Annotated in this window: 17 protein-coding genes, 1 pseudogene and 1 other annotated feature; of the genes and pseudogenes, 10 read left to right on the forward strand and 8 right to left on the reverse strand. The window is 40.1% G+C overall.

The genetic code is table 11. The features are described 5' to 3' along the window. Positions 1–54 precede the first annotated feature (54 nt). On the forward strand, positions 55–474 hold the full coding sequence (locus ACOSV2_RS04065; protein ID WP_428974013.1) for a GNAT family N-acetyltransferase: 420 nt from the start codon (positions 55–57) through the stop codon (positions 472–474). A 46-nt stretch (positions 475–520) separates the two neighbouring features. Here ACOSV2_RS04065 and ACOSV2_RS04070 read toward each other — a convergent pair whose 3' ends face one another. From ACOSV2_RS04070 to ACOSV2_RS04080, 3 genes are all read right to left on the reverse strand, one after another. Beyond that, the gene (locus ACOSV2_RS04070; RefSeq protein WP_428974014.1) at positions 521–814 is read right to left on the reverse strand and encodes a 4a-hydroxytetrahydrobiopterin dehydratase; all 294 of its coding nucleotides are present in this window, start codon (positions 812–814) and stop codon (positions 521–523) included. Next, the gene (locus tag ACOSV2_RS04075; protein WP_428974015.1) at positions 811–2,538 is read right to left on the reverse strand and encodes an aromatic amino acid hydroxylase; all 1,728 of its coding nucleotides are present in this window, start codon (positions 2,536–2,538) and stop codon (positions 811–813) included. Before ACOSV2_RS04075 ends, ACOSV2_RS04070 begins: the two co-directional genes overlap by 4 nt. Before the next feature lie 93 nt (positions 2,539–2,631). After that, positions 2,632–2,841, reverse strand: a binding site (T-box leader). Between the two features lie 154 nt (positions 2,842–2,995). Then, positions 2,996–3,220 carry a hypothetical protein gene (locus tag ACOSV2_RS04080; protein ID WP_299741187.1) on the reverse strand — a complete coding sequence of 75 codons (225 nt, stop codon included), beginning with the start codon at positions 3,218–3,220 and terminating at the stop codon, positions 2,996–2,998. Positions 3,221–3,420: 200 nt separating this feature from the next. Between ACOSV2_RS04080 and ACOSV2_RS04085 the strand changes: the two are divergent. Further along, positions 3,421–3,951, forward strand: a pseudogene (locus ACOSV2_RS04085) (GNAT family N-acetyltransferase). Here the strand turns inward: ACOSV2_RS04085 and ACOSV2_RS04090 are convergent. After that, positions 3,946–4,413 (reverse strand): DUF2062 domain-containing protein, encoded by a 468-nt coding sequence (locus tag ACOSV2_RS04090; protein WP_428974016.1) that lies wholly within the window; start codon positions 4,411–4,413, stop codon positions 3,946–3,948. The pseudogene ACOSV2_RS04085 and the gene ACOSV2_RS04090 sit on opposite strands and share 6 nt — an antisense overlap. 173 nt (positions 4,414–4,586) lie before the next feature. Here ACOSV2_RS04090 and pssA point away from each other — a divergent pair, with 173 nt between their 5' ends. After that, positions 4,587–5,261 (forward strand): CDP-diacylglycerol--serine O-phosphatidyltransferase, encoded by a 675-nt coding sequence (gene pssA / locus ACOSV2_RS04095; RefSeq protein ID WP_324748259.1) that lies wholly within the window; start codon positions 4,587–4,589, stop codon positions 5,259–5,261. 93 nt (positions 5,262–5,354) lie between these two features. Here the strand turns inward: pssA and ACOSV2_RS04100 are convergent, their stop codons facing one another. The 3 genes from ACOSV2_RS04100 to ACOSV2_RS04110 all read right to left on the reverse strand — a co-directional run bounded on the left by ACOSV2_RS04100 (position 5,355) and on the right by ACOSV2_RS04110 (position 8,819). After that, complete coding sequence (locus tag ACOSV2_RS04100) at positions 5,355–6,539, reverse strand: chromate transporter (protein WP_428974017.1); 1,185 nt, start codon at positions 6,537–6,539, stop codon at positions 5,355–5,357. An 18-nt stretch (positions 6,540–6,557) separates the two neighbouring features. Then, positions 6,558–6,866, reverse strand: a complete 309-nt coding sequence (locus ACOSV2_RS04105; RefSeq protein WP_428974018.1) for a PadR family transcriptional regulator — start codon at positions 6,864–6,866, stop codon at positions 6,558–6,560. 174 nt (positions 6,867–7,040) lie between these two features. Next, complete coding sequence (locus ACOSV2_RS04110) at positions 7,041–8,819, reverse strand: dihydroorotate dehydrogenase (protein ID WP_428974019.1); 1,779 nt, start codon at positions 8,817–8,819, stop codon at positions 7,041–7,043. 251 nt (positions 8,820–9,070) lie between these two features. Here ACOSV2_RS04110 and ACOSV2_RS04115 point away from each other — a divergent pair, with 251 nt between their 5' ends. Both ACOSV2_RS04115 and ACOSV2_RS04120 read left to right on the forward strand, forming a co-directional pair. Then, positions 9,071–10,552 (forward strand): lipase family alpha/beta hydrolase, encoded by a 1,482-nt coding sequence (locus ACOSV2_RS04115; RefSeq protein ID WP_428974020.1) that lies wholly within the window; start codon positions 9,071–9,073, stop codon positions 10,550–10,552. Positions 10,553–10,798: 246 nt separating this feature from the next. After that, positions 10,799–11,848, forward strand: coding sequence for a M14 family metallopeptidase (locus ACOSV2_RS04120; RefSeq protein ID WP_428974021.1), 1,050 nt, complete (start codon positions 10,799–10,801; stop codon positions 11,846–11,848). A gap of 185 nt (positions 11,849–12,033) precedes the next feature. Here the strand turns inward: ACOSV2_RS04120 and ACOSV2_RS04125 are convergent, their stop codons facing one another. After that, the gene (locus ACOSV2_RS04125) at positions 12,034–12,450 is read right to left on the reverse strand and encodes a universal stress protein (RefSeq protein WP_428974022.1); all 417 of its coding nucleotides are present in this window, start codon (positions 12,448–12,450) and stop codon (positions 12,034–12,036) included. Positions 12,451–12,717: 267 nt separating this feature from the next. On the opposite strand from ACOSV2_RS04125, the gene ACOSV2_RS04130 reads away from it, so the two are divergent. The 5 genes from ACOSV2_RS04130 (at position 12,718) to arsD (ending at position 17,040) form a co-directional block, all read left to right on the forward strand. Further along, complete coding sequence (locus ACOSV2_RS04130) at positions 12,718–14,199, forward strand: SulP family inorganic anion transporter (RefSeq protein ID WP_428974023.1); 1,482 nt, start codon at positions 12,718–12,720, stop codon at positions 14,197–14,199. A gap of 237 nt (positions 14,200–14,436) precedes the next feature. Continuing rightward, a complete protein-coding gene (locus ACOSV2_RS04135; protein WP_427597343.1) occupies positions 14,437–14,781 on the forward strand; it encodes an ArsR/SmtB family transcription factor in 345 nt (114 codons plus the stop codon). Positions 14,782–14,795: 14 nt separating this feature from the next. Beyond that, positions 14,796–16,094 carry an arsenic transporter gene (locus ACOSV2_RS04140; RefSeq protein WP_428974024.1) on the forward strand — a complete coding sequence of 433 codons (1,299 nt, stop codon included), beginning with the start codon at positions 14,796–14,798 and terminating at the stop codon, positions 16,092–16,094. Between the two features lie 28 nt (positions 16,095–16,122). Then, entirely contained in the window at positions 16,123–16,542 is a 420-nt protein-coding gene (gene arsC / locus ACOSV2_RS04145; protein WP_428974025.1) for an arsenate reductase (thioredoxin), read from the forward strand. A 135-nt stretch (positions 16,543–16,677) separates the two neighbouring features. Beyond that, a complete protein-coding gene (gene arsD, locus ACOSV2_RS04150) occupies positions 16,678–17,040 on the forward strand; it encodes an arsenite efflux transporter metallochaperone ArsD (RefSeq protein WP_397551549.1) in 363 nt (120 codons plus the stop codon). Positions 17,041–17,045: the final 5 nt, after the last annotated feature.

The following is a 17,045-nucleotide window of genomic DNA, read 5'->3' on the forward strand; positions in this document are numbered from 1 at the left end:
TGATTTTATGAATATGAGTGATCGGATTGGTTGCAATAGGAAAGGTGAAAAATAATGGAGATCAAGATTCATCACAAATTTGATTCGAATATGCTGGATGAGATATGTGAAGTGTACCAGTCAGCAGGATGGTTGAAGCACTCAAATGAAGTAATCACCAAGGTTTTTCAAAGAAGTGACATTGTAACTTTGGCTATTAGTGATGGAAGGGTCATTGGAGTTGGAAGAGCTTTAACGGATGGAGTGTTCAATGCCGCGATTTATGATGTGGTCGTTCACTTAGAGTATCAAAAAGATGGAATCGGCAGTCTCATCTTGAGTGACCTATTAGAGCAGTTAAAAGATGTTTCCTGCGTTCAGTTAATCTCGACAACCGGTAATGAAGAGTTTTATAGAAAACATGGTATGAAGAAACTGAAATCGGGTATGGCAAGATATTTGAGCTCAAGTTTGACGGAAGAGTATTTGGAATAAGGTACAATGAACAAAAGAGACAGCCCCTTGGGACCGTCTCTTTTGCTTACACCATTTCCTTATACAGTTTTTCACACTGAATGGCCAAATCAAAGTCCGAATCCGTCAGACCATTTTCACTCCAAGAGGTTAACTCTACAATAACCAATTTGTATTGAATCGTTATAAAAGGATGGTGATTCACTTCCTCGGCTGCCTCTGCCAGTTTGTTAACAAACCGTATTCCTTCAAGGTAATCCTTGAATCGATAGCGCCGTTCAATCCATTTCTCTTCTATTAAACGCCATTTCTCAAGAGTTTCAAGATTTTGAGCAATGGCAGCTTCACTTAACTTCTTCATACTGTAACTCCTTTCCTACCAAAAATGACATCAAGACCATTTTGAATAAGACGTGCAAACCGATCCTGCTTACTTAAAACGTATAAGTCTTTCAGAAGATCTTCCTTTAACTGAGATTCAGGCTCGTGAATCTGCAGAAGTTCAATGATTTCAAGTCTAAGCAGCCACTCTTCAGGGAAATCCTCTTTAAGTCTTCCTACTATACTATGAGTAAGATCTGTGGAAAAGGATACTTCTCTCAGTTCTCTGACCTCTCTGAAGAGGCTGTCTAAGGGTGTAAGATCAGCAGATCCCACATTCTCTTCTTCGATAAGAGGAGTGTCGCCGAAGAAAGCATCATAGTCTGCCGCATGTGGCCGCGCTGAAACGACCTCACTGCCTACTGCCAAATCGTATGTCCCCCACGAAGGGTGGAATAAAATTTCTTCACCCAAAGTCACCAAGCATTCATCAATGGATATGAGGACAAGACGGTGATGATGAAAGACGAGATTCGTCACATGTCCAGACACTTCAATTCCACCATCAAATGTCATTTGCATCATTTTGTTCGTCTCGATGCCCATCTTCTTTAAATCCGTTTTGGTCTGGTTCTCAAGGATGGTGCCATCTTGAAGGATACCTATAGGAGCACCAAAGCCTTCTGCATGATTATCTGTCCCATGATGATCCAGTTGTTCGTTTTGGATGGAAAGTGAAGTAGGCCCAACGGTTTTGACGTAGATTGCTTCACCTCGCTCATTTTTTATTGCTTCTTTGAAAGTACCGGTGATTTGTAAACCCGAATTATATTCGATATGAGCAAGTTGGTTAGACCGAATCGCTTTATCAATCGCTTCAGTTCCACCTTTACGAAAAGCCATGGTCTCACCGAATCTTTCTACTTCTTCAATGAGTTGTTCGAAACTTTCACAAACAAACAATTGAGTTTGCATGGAGGTAACATCATAGCTGGTTAGAGTGGCTTCTTCGATTGTGAACGGTCGTTTGATCACTTTACTTGATAAGCAGTGTTTGCTTTCTCCAACCGATGACAGCAGTCCTGCACCGAAGATTTTCGGTTGATGAAGATCCCCGATTAAACCGAATTCCACTGTCCACCAAAAGATTCGCGAAATTTGTTCTGCTTCAGAAAGACCTGAAACAGCCTCTTGCTTTTCAATTAACGCCTGCTTTGCTCCTTCAATTTCTTCCAATGTGGAGCTTGGATCCTCCATCACAATGGATAAATGCCTGGTTGCCTCAAAAGCTTCGTGTTCTTCTTCAGTGGCAAAAGCGTTCGCTCCGATATTGCCGATGATCTTTACAAATCGGGAATAGGTTTCATCAAACAGAATGGGAGCGTGTCCGGCTGCTTCATGCAATATATCAGGAGCAGGGGTATATTCAATATTCGATTTTTGACGAATATCCGTTGCTATTGGGAGAATACCGTGAGCTTGAAAATCAAAGAACGCTGTACCAGGGATCAAACCGTCTACAATCGCTGCCCTCCAGCCAATTTTCGCTAAGTGTCGGTTCATATCACTGACCTTAGGAATTTCGTGTATGTTAATACCGGAAGCTTTTAATCCTTCTGTGAATGCTTCATGTGCAGTATCTTCCAAAAAATGATGATTCTGTCTCATTACATAACGCCAAACGGCATGATTGATAGGGGTGTAGGAATGGTAATGCTGCTCAGCTACAAATGGCCGTAAATGACTCGGAATGGTTTGGTTCATATTAAATTCTCCTTATTTCTGAATGTTATTTAGTGCTTAAACGCTTTTATGTGTGAAAGTTTATGCATACAAAAAATCCCTGCTGAAAAAATCAGCAGGGACGAATAAGATCGCGGTACCACCCTTGTTGTAAGCGAATTACTTACCACTCAAATTGATAACGGACAATAACCGTCTTGTTCCACTATAGAACAAGAAGCTCAAGAAACGTAATTCATGATTTTCCTATGTACTAGTTCCCAGCACCACTAGCTCTCTAAAACAGGAAGGAAATCACTACTTCAAATCCATCACAGCTCTTCACATATATGTATGATCAAGATGCTTTATATCTTAAACGCTTTTAAGCATTAAAGTCAAGCGGCATTTTTACGGAGGATAAAATAATATAACTCAACTGGCCGTGGATCTATAAAGCCAGACAGATAAAAACGCCAGGAAATCCTGGCATTTTTATTTATAAAATTTGCGTTTTTTCCTTAGGATCCTGAAGTTTCATTTGTTCTAATTCGAGTCTCATTTTCTGGGTTTCAATCACAAAGTTTTCGTGCTTCAGTTTTTCCAGTTCCAGTTGGTCTTCTATCATTTTTTGCTTTAGCTTGGATTGTTTTTGGAAATGGTCCGTAATGATTCCGAGGATGGGTATTGAAAAAATCATGATAACAGCAATGGTTCCAGTCATGACAATCCTCCTTTTTCTCCTAATCGTATTCGTTACTTAATAGTTAAATTATAACAAAAATCGAGATGGATTAGTATAGAGTGTGATAATGTTAAGGTAGAATCTTCATAGTAGAGTATACGAATAAAACCATGAAAGAGTTTCATCATTTTTTAATAATAGGGGGGATTACAGTGAAGGGGACAAAAAATTTTCGTGAAATGGAAACATCCCGTTTACGTTTAAGAGAACTTAGACTAAATGATGCACATTTTATCTTGAACTTGTATTCAGATGAAAATGTGTGTAAGTTTTTCTATGACGAGGAATTGTATTCGAATATTGATGAGGCCAATAACTATATAGAGTGGAATACTTATTGTGAAAACAAAAACCATAATCGCTGGGGGATCATAAGGAAAGCGGATGGAGTTATAATGGGAACCGTCGGATTTCACTTGTGGGACCGCTATAATCATATTGCGGAAATAGGGTATGATTTGGCTGAGGAATTTTGGGGAGAAGGCTATATGAGTGAAGCCGTGGAAAAATGCTAGGAATACGGGTTTGAATTTTTACGTCTTAATCGGATTCAGGCTTATGTAGCACCAGAAAATCATTCCTCCAACCGTGTCCTGGAGAAGCTTGGATTTAAAAAAGAAGGGATTTACAGAGACAAGCATTTTTTTCGTGGGGAATACTATGACCTCTATTGTTATTCATTGTTAAAGAGAGAGTGGAAAAGACTATAAATTCCACTTCTTCTGCACATACTCGAGCATCGTCTCCCGGTATTTTCTAACAATGGAATTTATGATGAAGTAAGTGAGGAAACCGAATAAGGGGATATTGATGAACATCCCTATAAAGAATGCTTTTCCCAATTGCACCCCTACGTCTACTGCTTCACTGGCGTAGTCTATAGAAGGATCCATTACATCAATGGGGTAGAAGAGATATCCTACAATAAGATTTAAGTAGAAGAAGAAAGGGAAAGCCCAAATTAAGGAGATCCCTCCTACTAATCCAGCGAATGAATTCCCTTTAATCATCTTCGCACAAGCTGTGGAAATGAATGGACCTATACCAAAAGAGGGAACGAAGTTGATTAATAATCCAACTGTGAATCCCAATGCAATACTGTGAGAGCTATCTTTGAGACGCAATAGTTTTAGAGTAAGACATTTACATTCACGAAGCTTTTTTCTAATCATGAGATCAACACCAATTATCGTTTACTTCATACTCAGTACATAGTATGGTCAACTTTCAGTATTCTAAATAAATTTTTAAGATTTCATGAACTTTTTTTACAACATTTCTTTAAGAAAGTCTGTAACATGTTATCCTAGAAGTAATAGAATTTTAGGCAGAGCGAGGATAAAAGATGAAACTAACGAAAAAAATACCCAATATGGTCACGTTGGGAAATCTGTATTGCGGTTTCTTATCAATTGGGTTTGCCGCAAGCGGACAATTTAAAAACGCAGCAATACTAATTATCATTGGCATGATGCTTGATAGCATGGACGGCAGACTGGCGAGGATGCTGCAAGCGGATAGTGTATTAGGAAAGGAATTGGATTCATTAGCTGATATTGTTACGTTTGGAGTTGCACCTTCCTTTCTTGTGTATTATACATATTTCTTTCAATTTGGTTTACTAGGGTTTATCGTGGCAGGGTTATTTCCATTATTCGGAGCTTATCGCCTCGCAAGGTTCAATACCAGTCCACCGAAATCGTCTCTTCATTATTTCGTGGGGGTACCAATTACGGCAGCGGGCGGTATCCTGGCGATTCTCACCCTATTTGGAGACTTTATACCAAATATCGTGACAACCGTCATTTTCACCGCAATGTGTTTTCTTATGGTGAGCCGCATACGAATCCCGAGCCTCAAGGAAGTGCCTTTACCAAAGTATGGAACGATCGTGACTCTCTTCATTGGAGCATTACTATTCGTCATCTACAAAGGGACCTATGAGCAGTTTCCCTATCTAATTTACATTGCTACACCCCTTTATATTGCATATCTTACGTATCGATTTATTAAAAGATAAAATGAAAGAGATCCAGGCATGCATTGCCTGGATCTCTTTACATTATTCAGTCAGCACTCTAAAAAAGCTACCTAACTCAGTCTACTAGATGAATTATATGAATCCCATAACGAGTCCACCAACTGCTCCTGTGACCACGACGATCCAAGGTGGAAGTTTCCAAAATACCAGCATGCTAAACAAAACCGCCGCAAAGGCAAAGTCTTGTGGAGCAAGAATGGAGGAAGTCCATATCGGATGGTAGAAAGCTGCGATCAGGATTCCAACAACAGCTGCGTTCACTCCCATAAGAGCTCCTTTTATCTTAGGATTCCTACGTAGAGAATCCCAGAATGGCAGCGTCCCTAAAATGAGTAGAAAAGCCGGGAGAAAAATAGCGAAAGTTGCAAGCAGTCCGCCTTGCCATCCATTAATGACAGCACCAATATAAGCTGCAAAAGTGAAAAGAGGGCCAGGAACCGCCTGTGCTGCACCATATCCTGCCAAAAACGCTTCTTCCGTTAACCAACCGGTAGGAACAAACTCACGTTCAAGAAGTGGCAATACAACATGACCACCGCCAAACACCAATGACCCGGAACGGTAAAAGCTATCGAATAAAGCGATCCATTCAAGTGATGTCAATTCCCTCAGGAACGGAAGAAGAAACAGTAATCCGAAGAATAGAGACAAACAAATCACTGCAAATCTACGGGAAATCGGAAAGTCAATCCGGGATTCAGCGTCGGGTTTATGTTGCTTAAAAAGAATAAATCCAATAAATGCGGATACAAAAATGACCCCAATTTGTGAAAACGCCGTTTGCCATAATAAAATGACCACTAAAGCGAACAATGCAATCGCTTTTCGTTTTAAGTCGGGCGTCAACTTTTTGGCCATTCCTAAAATAGCATGAGCAACCACGGTAACTGCGACAATCTTCAACCCGTGTATCCACCCGGCATCTGCCACATCCAATCCTTGCAGTATAATGGCGAAAAGAATCAATGCAATGACAGAAGGGAGTGTAAAGCCTAAAAATGAAACAATTCCTCCTAACACTCCTGCACGCATAATACCAATGCCCATTCCAACTTGAGAGCTGGCAGGCCCCGGGAGAAATTGGCATAGAGCGACCAGGTCTGCGTAACTTCTCTCATCCATCCATTTTCTTCTGCGAACATATTCCTCATGGAAGTATCCTAAATGGGCAACAGGCCCACCGAAAGATGTCAGCCCCAATCTTGTAGAAATAAATAGTATTTCAATCAGCGACTTTAAACTTCTAGATGTTTTCATTATATTTCACCTTCTTTGTTAGTCTTTGATTTCTTTAAATAGCTCATAGGCTTTTTCACGTGCTTCACTGAGTACTTTATTGCCTTTATCTGTAGTCGAATAATACTTCCTGATCTTTCCCTCCACGTTTTTCTCTTCTTTTGTTAGTAGTCCGTCAGTCTCCATTGAGTGAAGAATAGGGTACAGTGTACCCGAGCTTATGCTGTAGCCATGTTCTCTTAATTCCTCTAACATCCATGTACCGTAAATCGGCTCTTCTTTGGCATGATGGAGTATATGGATCTGTATAAATCCCAGAAAAAGTTTCCGTAATACTTTGTCTTCCAATGTAACACCTCCCAATATTCAAATCGAAATCCAATATCGAAAGTCGATATCGAAATTTTATAAAAAGACTATAACATGAAAAATATACTGATTCAAAGGTTTGACGGCAAATTTACAAACTCTTAACAAAAGGTACTTACGAATGTAAAAAAGCCATATCCACTATGGATACAGCTAACGTTCATCATCATCCCTATTTTTATAAAAAAATGAATGGGTTTTGACTAAGCCAATCAAAAATAAGGCAATGGCAAAGTAGGCGGGCAGAAGATGTGTAAACGAGGTGTACCCTATAGCAAAATGAATATATATCCCCGAAATAAAGGCAGGTAGACCCCCGATTAGAAGAGTCCGCCAAACCCACTTGTTTCCTTGCTGAAAGCCCCAAAGGGAGAGAGTTAAGACTAGTAATCCGACACTTAGTAAAGCGCTGCCGAACCCTGCTCGATCATGTGCAATAACGGGAATGAGATTCTGGTTGAATTCATGAAGAATCTCCGGTGGCATACAGAGGTAAAGGAGATCCGTCGGAACAAAAACAGAAGTAACCCCTAAGTAAGAAATGATGATACCTCCAAGAACAAAAGAAAATCCAAGTACGACAAATGCAAGCTGACCATAAAGGGATTGCATCCATATATTATGATTCCTTCGATTTCCAGATGAGGGAGTTCCTTTTACCCCCCTTGTATGAAGCCAGCCATATACGTAAAAAGGCAGCAAAACGAGCCAAAATAAAAGATGAAGCCAGTCAAAATAGCCATAACCTATAAATAAGAAAATCCCCATAAATCCTGTAGTGGCAGCAATGTCAATTGACTGTTTGGCCCATAGCAAACCTCTCCTGACACCATGGAAGGAAAGCTGCATATACACAATCCCTCCAGAAATCATTGTACCTGCTAACGTCATCCGATCATGAGCCATAAATTTAACAATTCGGTCGTTGAATCCAGAAATCGATTCCCTTTGCATCCCCAGGTAATGCTCATCATATGGCAGAATCACCGACGTTAAACTAAAAAGGAAGGCTAAGAGTCCCCCTATTAAAATAAATAAACCAAAATACCAGTAAGATTTCCATCCCTTTGGAGGAGGTAATTGATCGTTCAAATCATCCAGTAATGCCTCGTTAATTCGTTTGGTTAAACCGGGACCGGAAAAGACATAACCATCTGAAAGGAGGAGGAGGTCTGCACCTGCACTTAGCAGAGAGAGTGCCTGACCTGGTTCATGAACTCCACCTGAAGTGATGATTGAGAGAGCAGGGATTACTTTTTTGTATGAACGAACAGTTGAAAGGAGAGCGTTGAATTCATTTTCTTCTACAACGATTCCTGTAATATCCTCAACGTTAAGTTCGTAAAGAAGTTCCAACGTTGGATTTGAGATGAAAATCGGTTTGTCACTATGTAACTTAGGATGTATATCATCACCTTCGACAATATACCCATCTGCAAATCCATCTAATCTATTCATCATCATAGATAATTCTTGCTGTGTCCCTGACAAGCGAAAGATGAAGGGCTGTTTTTTTCTAATCTTCTTTAATTTCTCAAGAGTCTTCTCTAAACCAATGGATTCAATGGGATCCGAGAACTGTATACGCTGCTCTTTATGATTCATAAAGGGGTGGTACGATTCTGGTGTTGGCTGTACCGTTACCGGACCAATCTCAATAAAGCCAAATCCCAAATGGGTAAATGCAGATGTACCGTTTAATATCGGATCAATTTTACCGGATAGACCCACAGGATTGACAAACTCTATCCCTTTAATTTGTCTATTAAAATAGGGGGGACACTCTTCTCGTCCCAAAAAATTGATAATGTGAGGACCCAGGGGGAGAGAAGCGATCGTACTCATTCCTCTATGTATAATCTCTCTCGACACGTAAGCAGGGAGTTTGGATAAAACGGGTTTGAATATTCCGTGGTAGGACCAATCAGGCATAGTACATTCCTCGCGATTTATTAGTAATACCATTATTTTAACAGGGAATTAAAGAGAAAGGGGAGTGAACTTTGAGCATAAGTTAGTGTTTCTGAAAAATTCGTTGGAAGTAATATATACATAATTACTAAAATGGCACGCTTGTGAATTTTTTATAGTTCATTCCTCTCATATTCTGTTAAGCCGGTTATATATCATAAAATACGGCGATATACTTTACAGGTTTATTTCAACGGAAAAGGAGAGAGTGTATGATTAAAAAGATTAGTATGACCGTTTTAGCACTATTTTTATTGCTGCCGTCATGGAGCCAGGCAGGTTCATTTGGTAAGGGTGATCCTTCTGGAGTTCCCGGACAGTGGTATGTAGGTACAACTCCCTCGTATGTGGCCCCTTCCAAGCATCCGATCCTCTTTGTTCATGGATTAAATAGCTCTTCTAACACATGGTGGAATGAAAATAATATGTATGACACAGCCTATCAAAATGGTTATGAAACCGCTTTTATCGATCTGTATCCAACAAAGAATATGTGGGATAACGGTGCCCTCCTGTCCCAGAAAATTCGCGACATATACAATTACTACGGTGAAAAGGTAGTGGTAGTGGCCCACAGTAAAGGGGGCATAGATACGCAATCGGCACTTGTACACTATGGTGCCTATCCGTATGTCGCACGGGTAATCACCCTTTCCACGCCACATTATGGTTCTCAGCTGGCAGATCTTGCTTATAGCAGCTGGGCAGGATGGTTAACAGGCATTCTAGGAAGTAAGAATGATGCCACTTATTCACTGCAAACAGGATATATGAGCTATTTCCGCTCTGAAACGGACCCTCATCCGAATGTAAATAGAAATCCGATCTATACGTTTGGAGGGACGAAATGGGGAAGCTTCGGAAGCTCTCTTTATTGGGGTGGGTTGTATCTTAGAGCTTATGGAAGCAACGATGGTGCCGTTACAGTCAGTAGTTCGAGACTCCCCTATGGGACAGAACTGAGAGTGGGGGACTGGAATCACTTCACTATCAAAGAAGGTTCCTCTACCTTTAATTTGTTCAAAAATTATTTGAATGAAGCGACCAATACGTCAGAATTTAACGCTCAAAGTGTGGTCGAGTCAAACGATGCAGAGAACGCTGCCTCTTTTGTTAGAGGAGGAGAATTTAATGGAAAGAAACAAGAAAAGGTCGTAGTAGAAGAGGAGGCTCAGTCCGTAACATTTGATTGGATAAGCAATAGCCCTTCATCACAATTAATCCTGAAAGATCCCGGTCAAAAAGCAAATTTTATCTTCAAGGTAAAAAAGGATGAAAGTGAATACTTTAACGGTGCGTATCACCATACGGTTACCGTTCAAGATCCAACACCAGGGGAGTGGACGATTGAAGCATCTTCATCTTCGGCTGAAAAGTATCTTTTAAATGTGTCTTTTGAAAGCTCGATGAATGATGCATTGAGTATCCATGTAGCTCAGGATGAATTCAGCTTGAAAGCCAAGGACAGTCAGCTAAGGTTTAAAACTGTCATGACCATTGAATATTACAAGGATGGTAAGTTGAAGAAGAGCAAGGTGAAAACAAAGAACGACTCCTTAAAACTTCCGAAGCTTGGAGAAGGAGTTTATAATGTGACCATTGATATAGAAGGAAGCAAGGACAAAAATACGATCCAAAGAACCTTCATTAAAACCATTTACGTTGATGATTCAGGGAAGATTTATGGACAGTAGGATAGGTTGGAAATTGAGAAGCTGATGTTCCATTAGCTTCTTTTTTAATGTGGAATAGGGACTGAACATAAAGTCTCCCTCCATTAGTTTGACAAAAATCAACAATTTCCGAAAATGCATAGGGAATTATATCCAAACGTTACTCCGTATTTCAGTTCCATAGTTTCATTTTTGCAAATAGAAAAGGGTTTCAATCCTTTTATCTCTAAATAGATTAGGGAGTCGAAATAAAAGGAGGAATACAGAATGAAGAAAAAATTAATGGCTGGTGCACTTTCGGGTGTGTTGGTAGCATCAGGAATCGCTTACTCTGCACCGGGTGCATCTGTACTTGCAAATGGTCCAGGATACAATGGAAACGAGACGATCAAAAACGAGCGACTTCATAATTATGAAGAAATGGCGAGCATGCTCCAACATTTAGATCAAAGATCAGATGCTCTTTCTTTAGAAGTATATGGTCAATCCGTCAAAGGACGAGATCTTTACCTTGCTAAATTTGGAACAAATGAAAATAACCCTACGATCCTATACTTAACTCAGCAGCATGGGAACGAAACATTGACGACTGAAGGGGCTCTTCAGTTCATCAAGCACCTTACTTCGAACTCAAAAGAAGTAAAAGAAATGCTCGAGAACGTAAATATATTGGTTGCTCCGCGATTAAATGTAGACGGAGCAGAAGGGGACGTTAATTTCTCTCTAGAGGATTATGTATCGGGAACTCACACCCGCTATAATGCGAACGAAGTCGATCTAAATCGCGATCATGTGGACCGGGAACAACCGGAAACACAAGCTCTTCATGAAAACGTTCTTCAAAAATACAAGCCTGATTATATGATCGACCTTCATCATCAAGGAGCCGAAACAACGCTTGGAGATACAGATGAGCTTGTGTCAGGATCAATTCTTTATCCTACTAATGAAAATGTAGACCCTGAAGTCGTCGAAAAGTCAAAACAGCTCGGATCAGTCCTTTACAACACGGTCGAACACCGTGGATTCGGTACTTTGTCCAAATACATCGGGGGAACGGCACCGACGATCAGCCGTAACGGACTGGCGGTTGAATATGGAATAGCAACCCTTCTTTTTGAAATGAGAGGAATGGCTGATCATTATCGGGATGATTATGTTCTGGGTCAAAAGAGTAATGGGTACCTTATTAAGCAAGCGGTCATTAGTTTAGAAGCTACGGCAAAAGCTATTGCTTACGGGTCAATAGAAAATGCGGATACTTCTTTCTGGGACACGCTTCCTGAAAGTTCATACAATCGTAGTGAAAGTGAATAAAATTGCTCAAAAGGGGTCCTTTCTTAACGGAAACGCCCCTTTTAAAGTTGGAATAATTATTTAAATATACTCTCCATATTTTTCAGCCACATAATGAAATTGCCTGGAGAGAGCGAGTACCGGCGATTTTTGATTATTTGTATAAGGATGAAATAGAGAAAGACTTCCTACTTGGAAGTCTTTCTCTATTTCACGATCATCACGGGACATTTAGCCCTTTTTGCGACTTTATGGCTTACACTTCCCAAGACCATTTCTTGAAATGCATTTAATCCCCTGCTTCCGATGACTACTGCATCGAAGTTGTTTTTGTTTGCATGTTCAACAATGGTCGGACCCGGTTCTCCGTGTAAAAAGATAATCTCATACTCGATGCCTTCATGCTTGGCTTTTTGTTCGATCATTTGCAGTTTCTGCTTCCGTTTATCTGTTGCATCCAGTCCCCAATGGTGGAGAACATCTTCCTTGGATTGCTTACCGTCCACTACATAAACAATATCCATTTTAGCGCCTTCATGGCATTTTGCGAGAGCGATCGCTTTTTCTCCTGCCCTTAGGGAGTGTTCAGATCCGTCTGTTGCGAGAAGAATGTGTTTGAACATTGCAATTCCTCCATCCGATGAAAGCGTTTAGTATTTAGTTCTATATTATTATTCGATATCCTCTAAGGTTATTGAAGATTTTTTTACATGTTTTTGAATTGAAGTAGATAAATAGTGAAATTAAGAGGAAATGAAAGAAAAAATGTTATGTTTGCGCTTTCATACTTGTTTCACAAATCGATTCATCCATTATATAATGTCCCTTGTGTTAAACGGCCCCGACTTTCATGAGAGTTGAAAGTCATAAATAATAGGAAGAGGTGCATTATGAGTTTAAGTCAAAAAATTAAATATGAGTGGTTTGGTAATATTCGTGGAGATGTGTTAGCCGGTCTTGTCGTGGCTATGGCATTGATCCCGGAGGCAATTGCGTTTTCTATTATCGCAGGTGTCGATCCAATGATAGGATTATATGCTTCCTTCTGTATTGCAGTAGTGATTGCGTTTGTAGGCGGTCGTCCGGGAATGATTTCTGCCGCTACGGGTGCTACAGCACTGGTCATGGTGACGTTGGTTGCAGATCATGGTTTACAATACCTGTTAGCAGCGACCATCCTAACGGGTGTGATTCAAATTATCATGGGTGTCCTTAAACTAGGCCGCTTAATGAAATTTGTACCACGTTCCGTTATGGTTGGATTTGTGAACGCACTTGCTATCTTGATCTTCACTTCACAGTTACCACACTTTGTTGGTGAATCGTGGATCATGTATGCAATGGTTGCTGGTGCATTGGGGATTATATACATTTTACCCCGCTTTACAAAAGCAGTCCCATCACCACTAGTAGCCATTATCGCTGTGACTGTTTTCGCGGTGCTGACAGGAAGTGGAGTACGTACAGTTGGAGATATGGGAGAGCTTACTCAAGCCTTACCAATTTTCTTGATACCAGATATTCCATTTAACTTCGAGACATTGCAAATCATTTTCCCATATTCTTTATCCATTGCCATTGTAGGGTTAGTTGAGTCTCTATTGACTGCATCTATTGTTGATGATATGACAGATACCACAAGTGATAAAAATAAAGAAGCAAAAGGTCAAGGGATTGCGAATATCGTATCGGGTCTTTTCGGTGGAATGGCTGGATGTGCGATGATCGGACAATCGGTTATTAATGTTAAGTCAGGTGGACGAGGACGTTTATCAGCATTTGTGGCTGGTACTTTCTTGATGATCTTAATCCTCTTGCTCAATGATTTCCTGGTTCAAATTCCAATGGCCGCGTTGGTTGGAGTTATGATCATGGTATCCGTTGGGACATTTGATTGGTCTTCAGTGAAAAACTTACACAAAACGCCGATTACAGATAGTCTTGTTATGATTGCAACAGTAGTCACTGTATTGTTTACACATGATTTATCCAAAGGTGTTCTTGTTGGGATTATCTTAAGTGCTATATTCTTCGCTTCCAAAATATCAAAAGTGAAGATTACTACGATGGCTTCTGAAAATACTCATAAGAAGGTATACCGTGTGTCAGGTCAATTGTTCTTTGCTTCTGTTACGGAATTTGTTGAAAGCTTTAATTTCAATGAAGATGTGAAGGAAGTAACACTGGATTTAACTCACACACATCTATGGGATGATTCTGCCGTGGGAGCGATTGATAAAATCGTTATCAAGTACTATCAGAATGGCGTGAAAGTAAATCTGATTGGTCTGAATACTGAAAGTAATAAATTAATTGATAGATTGGCTGTGCATAACAAGCCGGGTGGATTAGATAAAGCTGTTAACCATTAAGTAATAATCTGAAAAATTCCTTGGTCAAGTGATCAAGGAATTTTCTATATATACTTCTTTGTAAAATATACACTCAAAAACCAAAGAAATATGAAAAACGGTTGAAATAAGCATATAAGTATTTTATTATATAAGCAGGAGCTTATATGGGATTCGTTAGAAAGGTTCTTATTATTTTCTTATTATATAAGTAAATAATAATATGCTAATAATATAAATGATTGAGGAGGTGTTTACATGCTTAAATCAAAAGTTGATATTGAAAGGGCGGCAACAATGTTAAAGCTTCTGGGGGATAAAACCCGTCTTACTATGGTGAAACTATTAGAATCCAATGACTGCTGTGTGTGTGAGTTTGTCGAGATTTTCAAAATGAGTCAGCCTGCCATCTCACAGCATGTTCGTAAATTGAAAGATGCAGGACTTGTAAGGGAATTAAGAAGGGGTCAATGGGTCTTTTACTCTCTTAACAAAGAAAGTGATGCGTATCCGTTTGTTCAAAGCTTGTTGGAACACTTGCCTAATCAGGATGATCGATTAACAGCATTAGAAAAGCAAGGATTACGCATTTCTTGTAATTAGGAGGAGGGTTTCCCGTGTTATCAGTAATTTTAGCTACCATGATTTTTGTGGCCACATTGGTCCTCGTGATTTGGCAGCCTAGAGGATTGTCCATTGGATGGTCTGCTTGTGGAGGAGCGATCCTTGCCTTGATTGTAGGGGTTGTCGACTTCCAGGATGTTGTGGCTGTGACAGGAATAGTCTGGAATGCGACTTTAGCATTCATTGCTATTATCATTATTTCATTAATTTTGGATGAAATCGGATTCTTCGAATGGTCCGCTCTACATATGGCAAGGGCTGCAAAAGGGAATGGAGTCAAAATGTTTGTGTACGTTTCCCTATTAGGAGCGGTTGTCGCAGCTTTTTTTGCGAATGATGGAGCTGCGTTGATATTGACTCCGATTGTTTTGGCAATGGTGAGAAACTTGAACTTTGAAGAAAAAATGGTTTTTCCATTTATCATGGCAAGTGGATTCATTGCCGACACGACTTCATTGCCCCTTGTCGTCAGTAATCTTGTGAACATCGTATCAGCCGATTTCTTTGATATCGGGTTTGTGGAGTATGCATCAAGAATGATCATTCCAAACTTCTTCTCATTGTTTGCAAGCATCCTGGTACTGTATCTGTTCTTTAGAAAAAGCATTCCAAAGAATTATGATGCCAGCCAGCTAAAGAAACCGGTTGAAGCGATTAAAGATCAGCGTATGTTTAAGCTATCCTGGATTGTGCTTGGTATATTGCTTGTTGGTTACTTTATCAGTGAATCACTGCACATTCCTGTATCGATCATCGCAGGTATCGTGTCAATTTTCTTCTTATTAATGGCTAGGAAAAGCTCAGCCGTCAACACGAAAACTGTCATTAAAGGTGCTCCATGGGCGATTGTATTCTTCTCGATTGGAATGTACGTGGTAGTGTATGGTTTGCGTAATGTAGGACTGACGAATGTGTTAACCGATGTTATCCAAGTGGCCGCTGATCAAGGGCTGTTCGTCGCTACGATTTCCATGGGATTCATTGCAGCGATTCTGTCATCGGTCATGAACAATATGCCGACCGTTATGATAGATGCGATTGCGATAATGGATACGAACACTACAGGGGTTATTCGGGAGTCCCTAATTTATTCCAATGTAATTGGTTCTGATCTTGGTCCGAAAATCACCCCGATTGGTTCACTGGCAACCCTCTTATGGTTGCACGTCTTATCATTAAAAGGCGTGAAAATCTCTTGGGGACAATATTTTAAAACAGGGATTATTTTAACCGTACCAACGTTACTCATTACCCTTATTGGTTTATATATCTGGTTAATGATCATATCTTAAAACTTACAACAAAAGGAGCTCGATTACTATGTCTAAAAAAACACTATACTTCTTATGTACAGGTAACTCATGCCGCAGCCAAATGGCAGAAGGTTGGGCGAAGCATCATTTAGGAGAAGATTGGGATGTGAAGAGTGCAGGTATTGAAGCGCATGGATTAAATCCTAACGCCGTTAAAGCAATGAAAGAAGCGGGAATTGATATTTCAAACCAAACTTCTGACATAATCGATTCTGACATTTTGAACAACGCAGATTTAGTTGTTACCCTTTGTGGTGATGCAGCTGATAAATGCCCAATGACCCCTCCGCATGTCAAGCGTGAGCACTGGGGGTTCGATGACCCGGCAAAAGCCGAAGGAACGGATGAAGAAAAATGGGCATTCTTCCAACGCGTACGTGATGAAATCAGCGATCGCATCAAAACATTTGCTGAAACTGGAAAGTAAACAGAAATAGAGGGACGGACCTCATTGTGAATTGTAAATGTTAAGTATTGTACAATAGGTCCGTCCCTCCTTATAAAGCCGAGAGATTCTTCTCGGTTTTTTTCATACAAACATAGTAAAGGGAGAGGGATTTTGATGGTTAAGGTTGAAATTTTTGATCCGGCAATGTGTTGTTCGACGGGGGTTTGTGGTCCCAGTATTGATCCTGAGCTTACTCGCGTCGCGAATGCTGTATATTCACTTGAAAAACGAGGGTTTGATATTAGCCGATATAATTTAGCGAATGATCCAGGGGCATTTGCTGACCATGAGGTGATCAATCGTATTTTGCATGATGAAGGTCCGGATGCTTTACCTGTCACGCTTGTTGATGGGAAACAAGCCGCTGTTGGAAAATATCCTTCAAATGAAGAGTTTGCACAATGGTTTGAAGTACCGGCTGAGGAATTGAATGAGAAAAGAAAAGTACGACTGACATTGGATATTAATAAGAAATAAGAAAG

This window comes from Rossellomorea sp. DUT-2 (assembly GCF_052665285.1).

Coding starts and splice junctions, on each gene's coding strand:
- ACOSV2_RS04065 (WP_428974013.1), top strand. CDS start 55: ATGGAGATCAAGATTCATCACAAATTTGATTCGAATATGCTGGATGAG.
- ACOSV2_RS04070 (WP_428974014.1), bottom strand. CDS start 814: ATGAAGAAGTTAAGTGAAGCTGCCATTGCTCAAAATCTTGAAACTCTT.
- ACOSV2_RS04075 (WP_428974015.1), bottom strand. CDS start 2,538: ATGAACCAAACCATTCCGAGTCATTTACGGCCATTTGTAGCTGAGCAG.
- ACOSV2_RS04080 (WP_299741187.1), bottom strand. CDS start 3,220: ATGACTGGAACCATTGCTGTTATCATGATTTTTTCAATACCCATCCTC.
- ACOSV2_RS04090 (WP_428974016.1), bottom strand. CDS start 4,413: ATGATTAGAAAAAAGCTTCGTGAATGTAAATGTCTTACTCTAAAACTA.
- pssA (WP_324748259.1), top strand. CDS start 4,587: ATGAAACTAACGAAAAAAATACCCAATATGGTCACGTTGGGAAATCTG.
- ACOSV2_RS04100 (WP_428974017.1), bottom strand. CDS start 6,539: ATGAAAACATCTAGAAGTTTAAAGTCGCTGATTGAAATACTATTTATT.
- ACOSV2_RS04110 (WP_428974019.1), bottom strand. CDS start 8,819: ATGCCTGATTGGTCCTACCACGGAATATTCAAACCCGTTTTATCCAAA.
- ACOSV2_RS04115 (WP_428974020.1), top strand. CDS start 9,071: ATGATTAAAAAGATTAGTATGACCGTTTTAGCACTATTTTTATTGCTG.
- ACOSV2_RS04120 (WP_428974021.1), top strand. CDS start 10,799: ATGAAGAAAAAATTAATGGCTGGTGCACTTTCGGGTGTGTTGGTAGCA.
- ACOSV2_RS04125 (WP_428974022.1), bottom strand. CDS start 12,450: ATGTTCAAACACATTCTTCTCGCAACAGACGGATCTGAACACTCCCTA.
- ACOSV2_RS04130 (WP_428974023.1), top strand. CDS start 12,718: ATGAGTTTAAGTCAAAAAATTAAATATGAGTGGTTTGGTAATATTCGT.
- ACOSV2_RS04135 (WP_427597343.1), top strand. CDS start 14,437: ATGCTTAAATCAAAAGTTGATATTGAAAGGGCGGCAACAATGTTAAAG.
- arsC (WP_428974025.1), top strand. CDS start 16,123: ATGTCTAAAAAAACACTATACTTCTTATGTACAGGTAACTCATGCCGC.
- arsD (WP_397551549.1), top strand. CDS start 16,678: ATGGTTAAGGTTGAAATTTTTGATCCGGCAATGTGTTGTTCGACGGGG.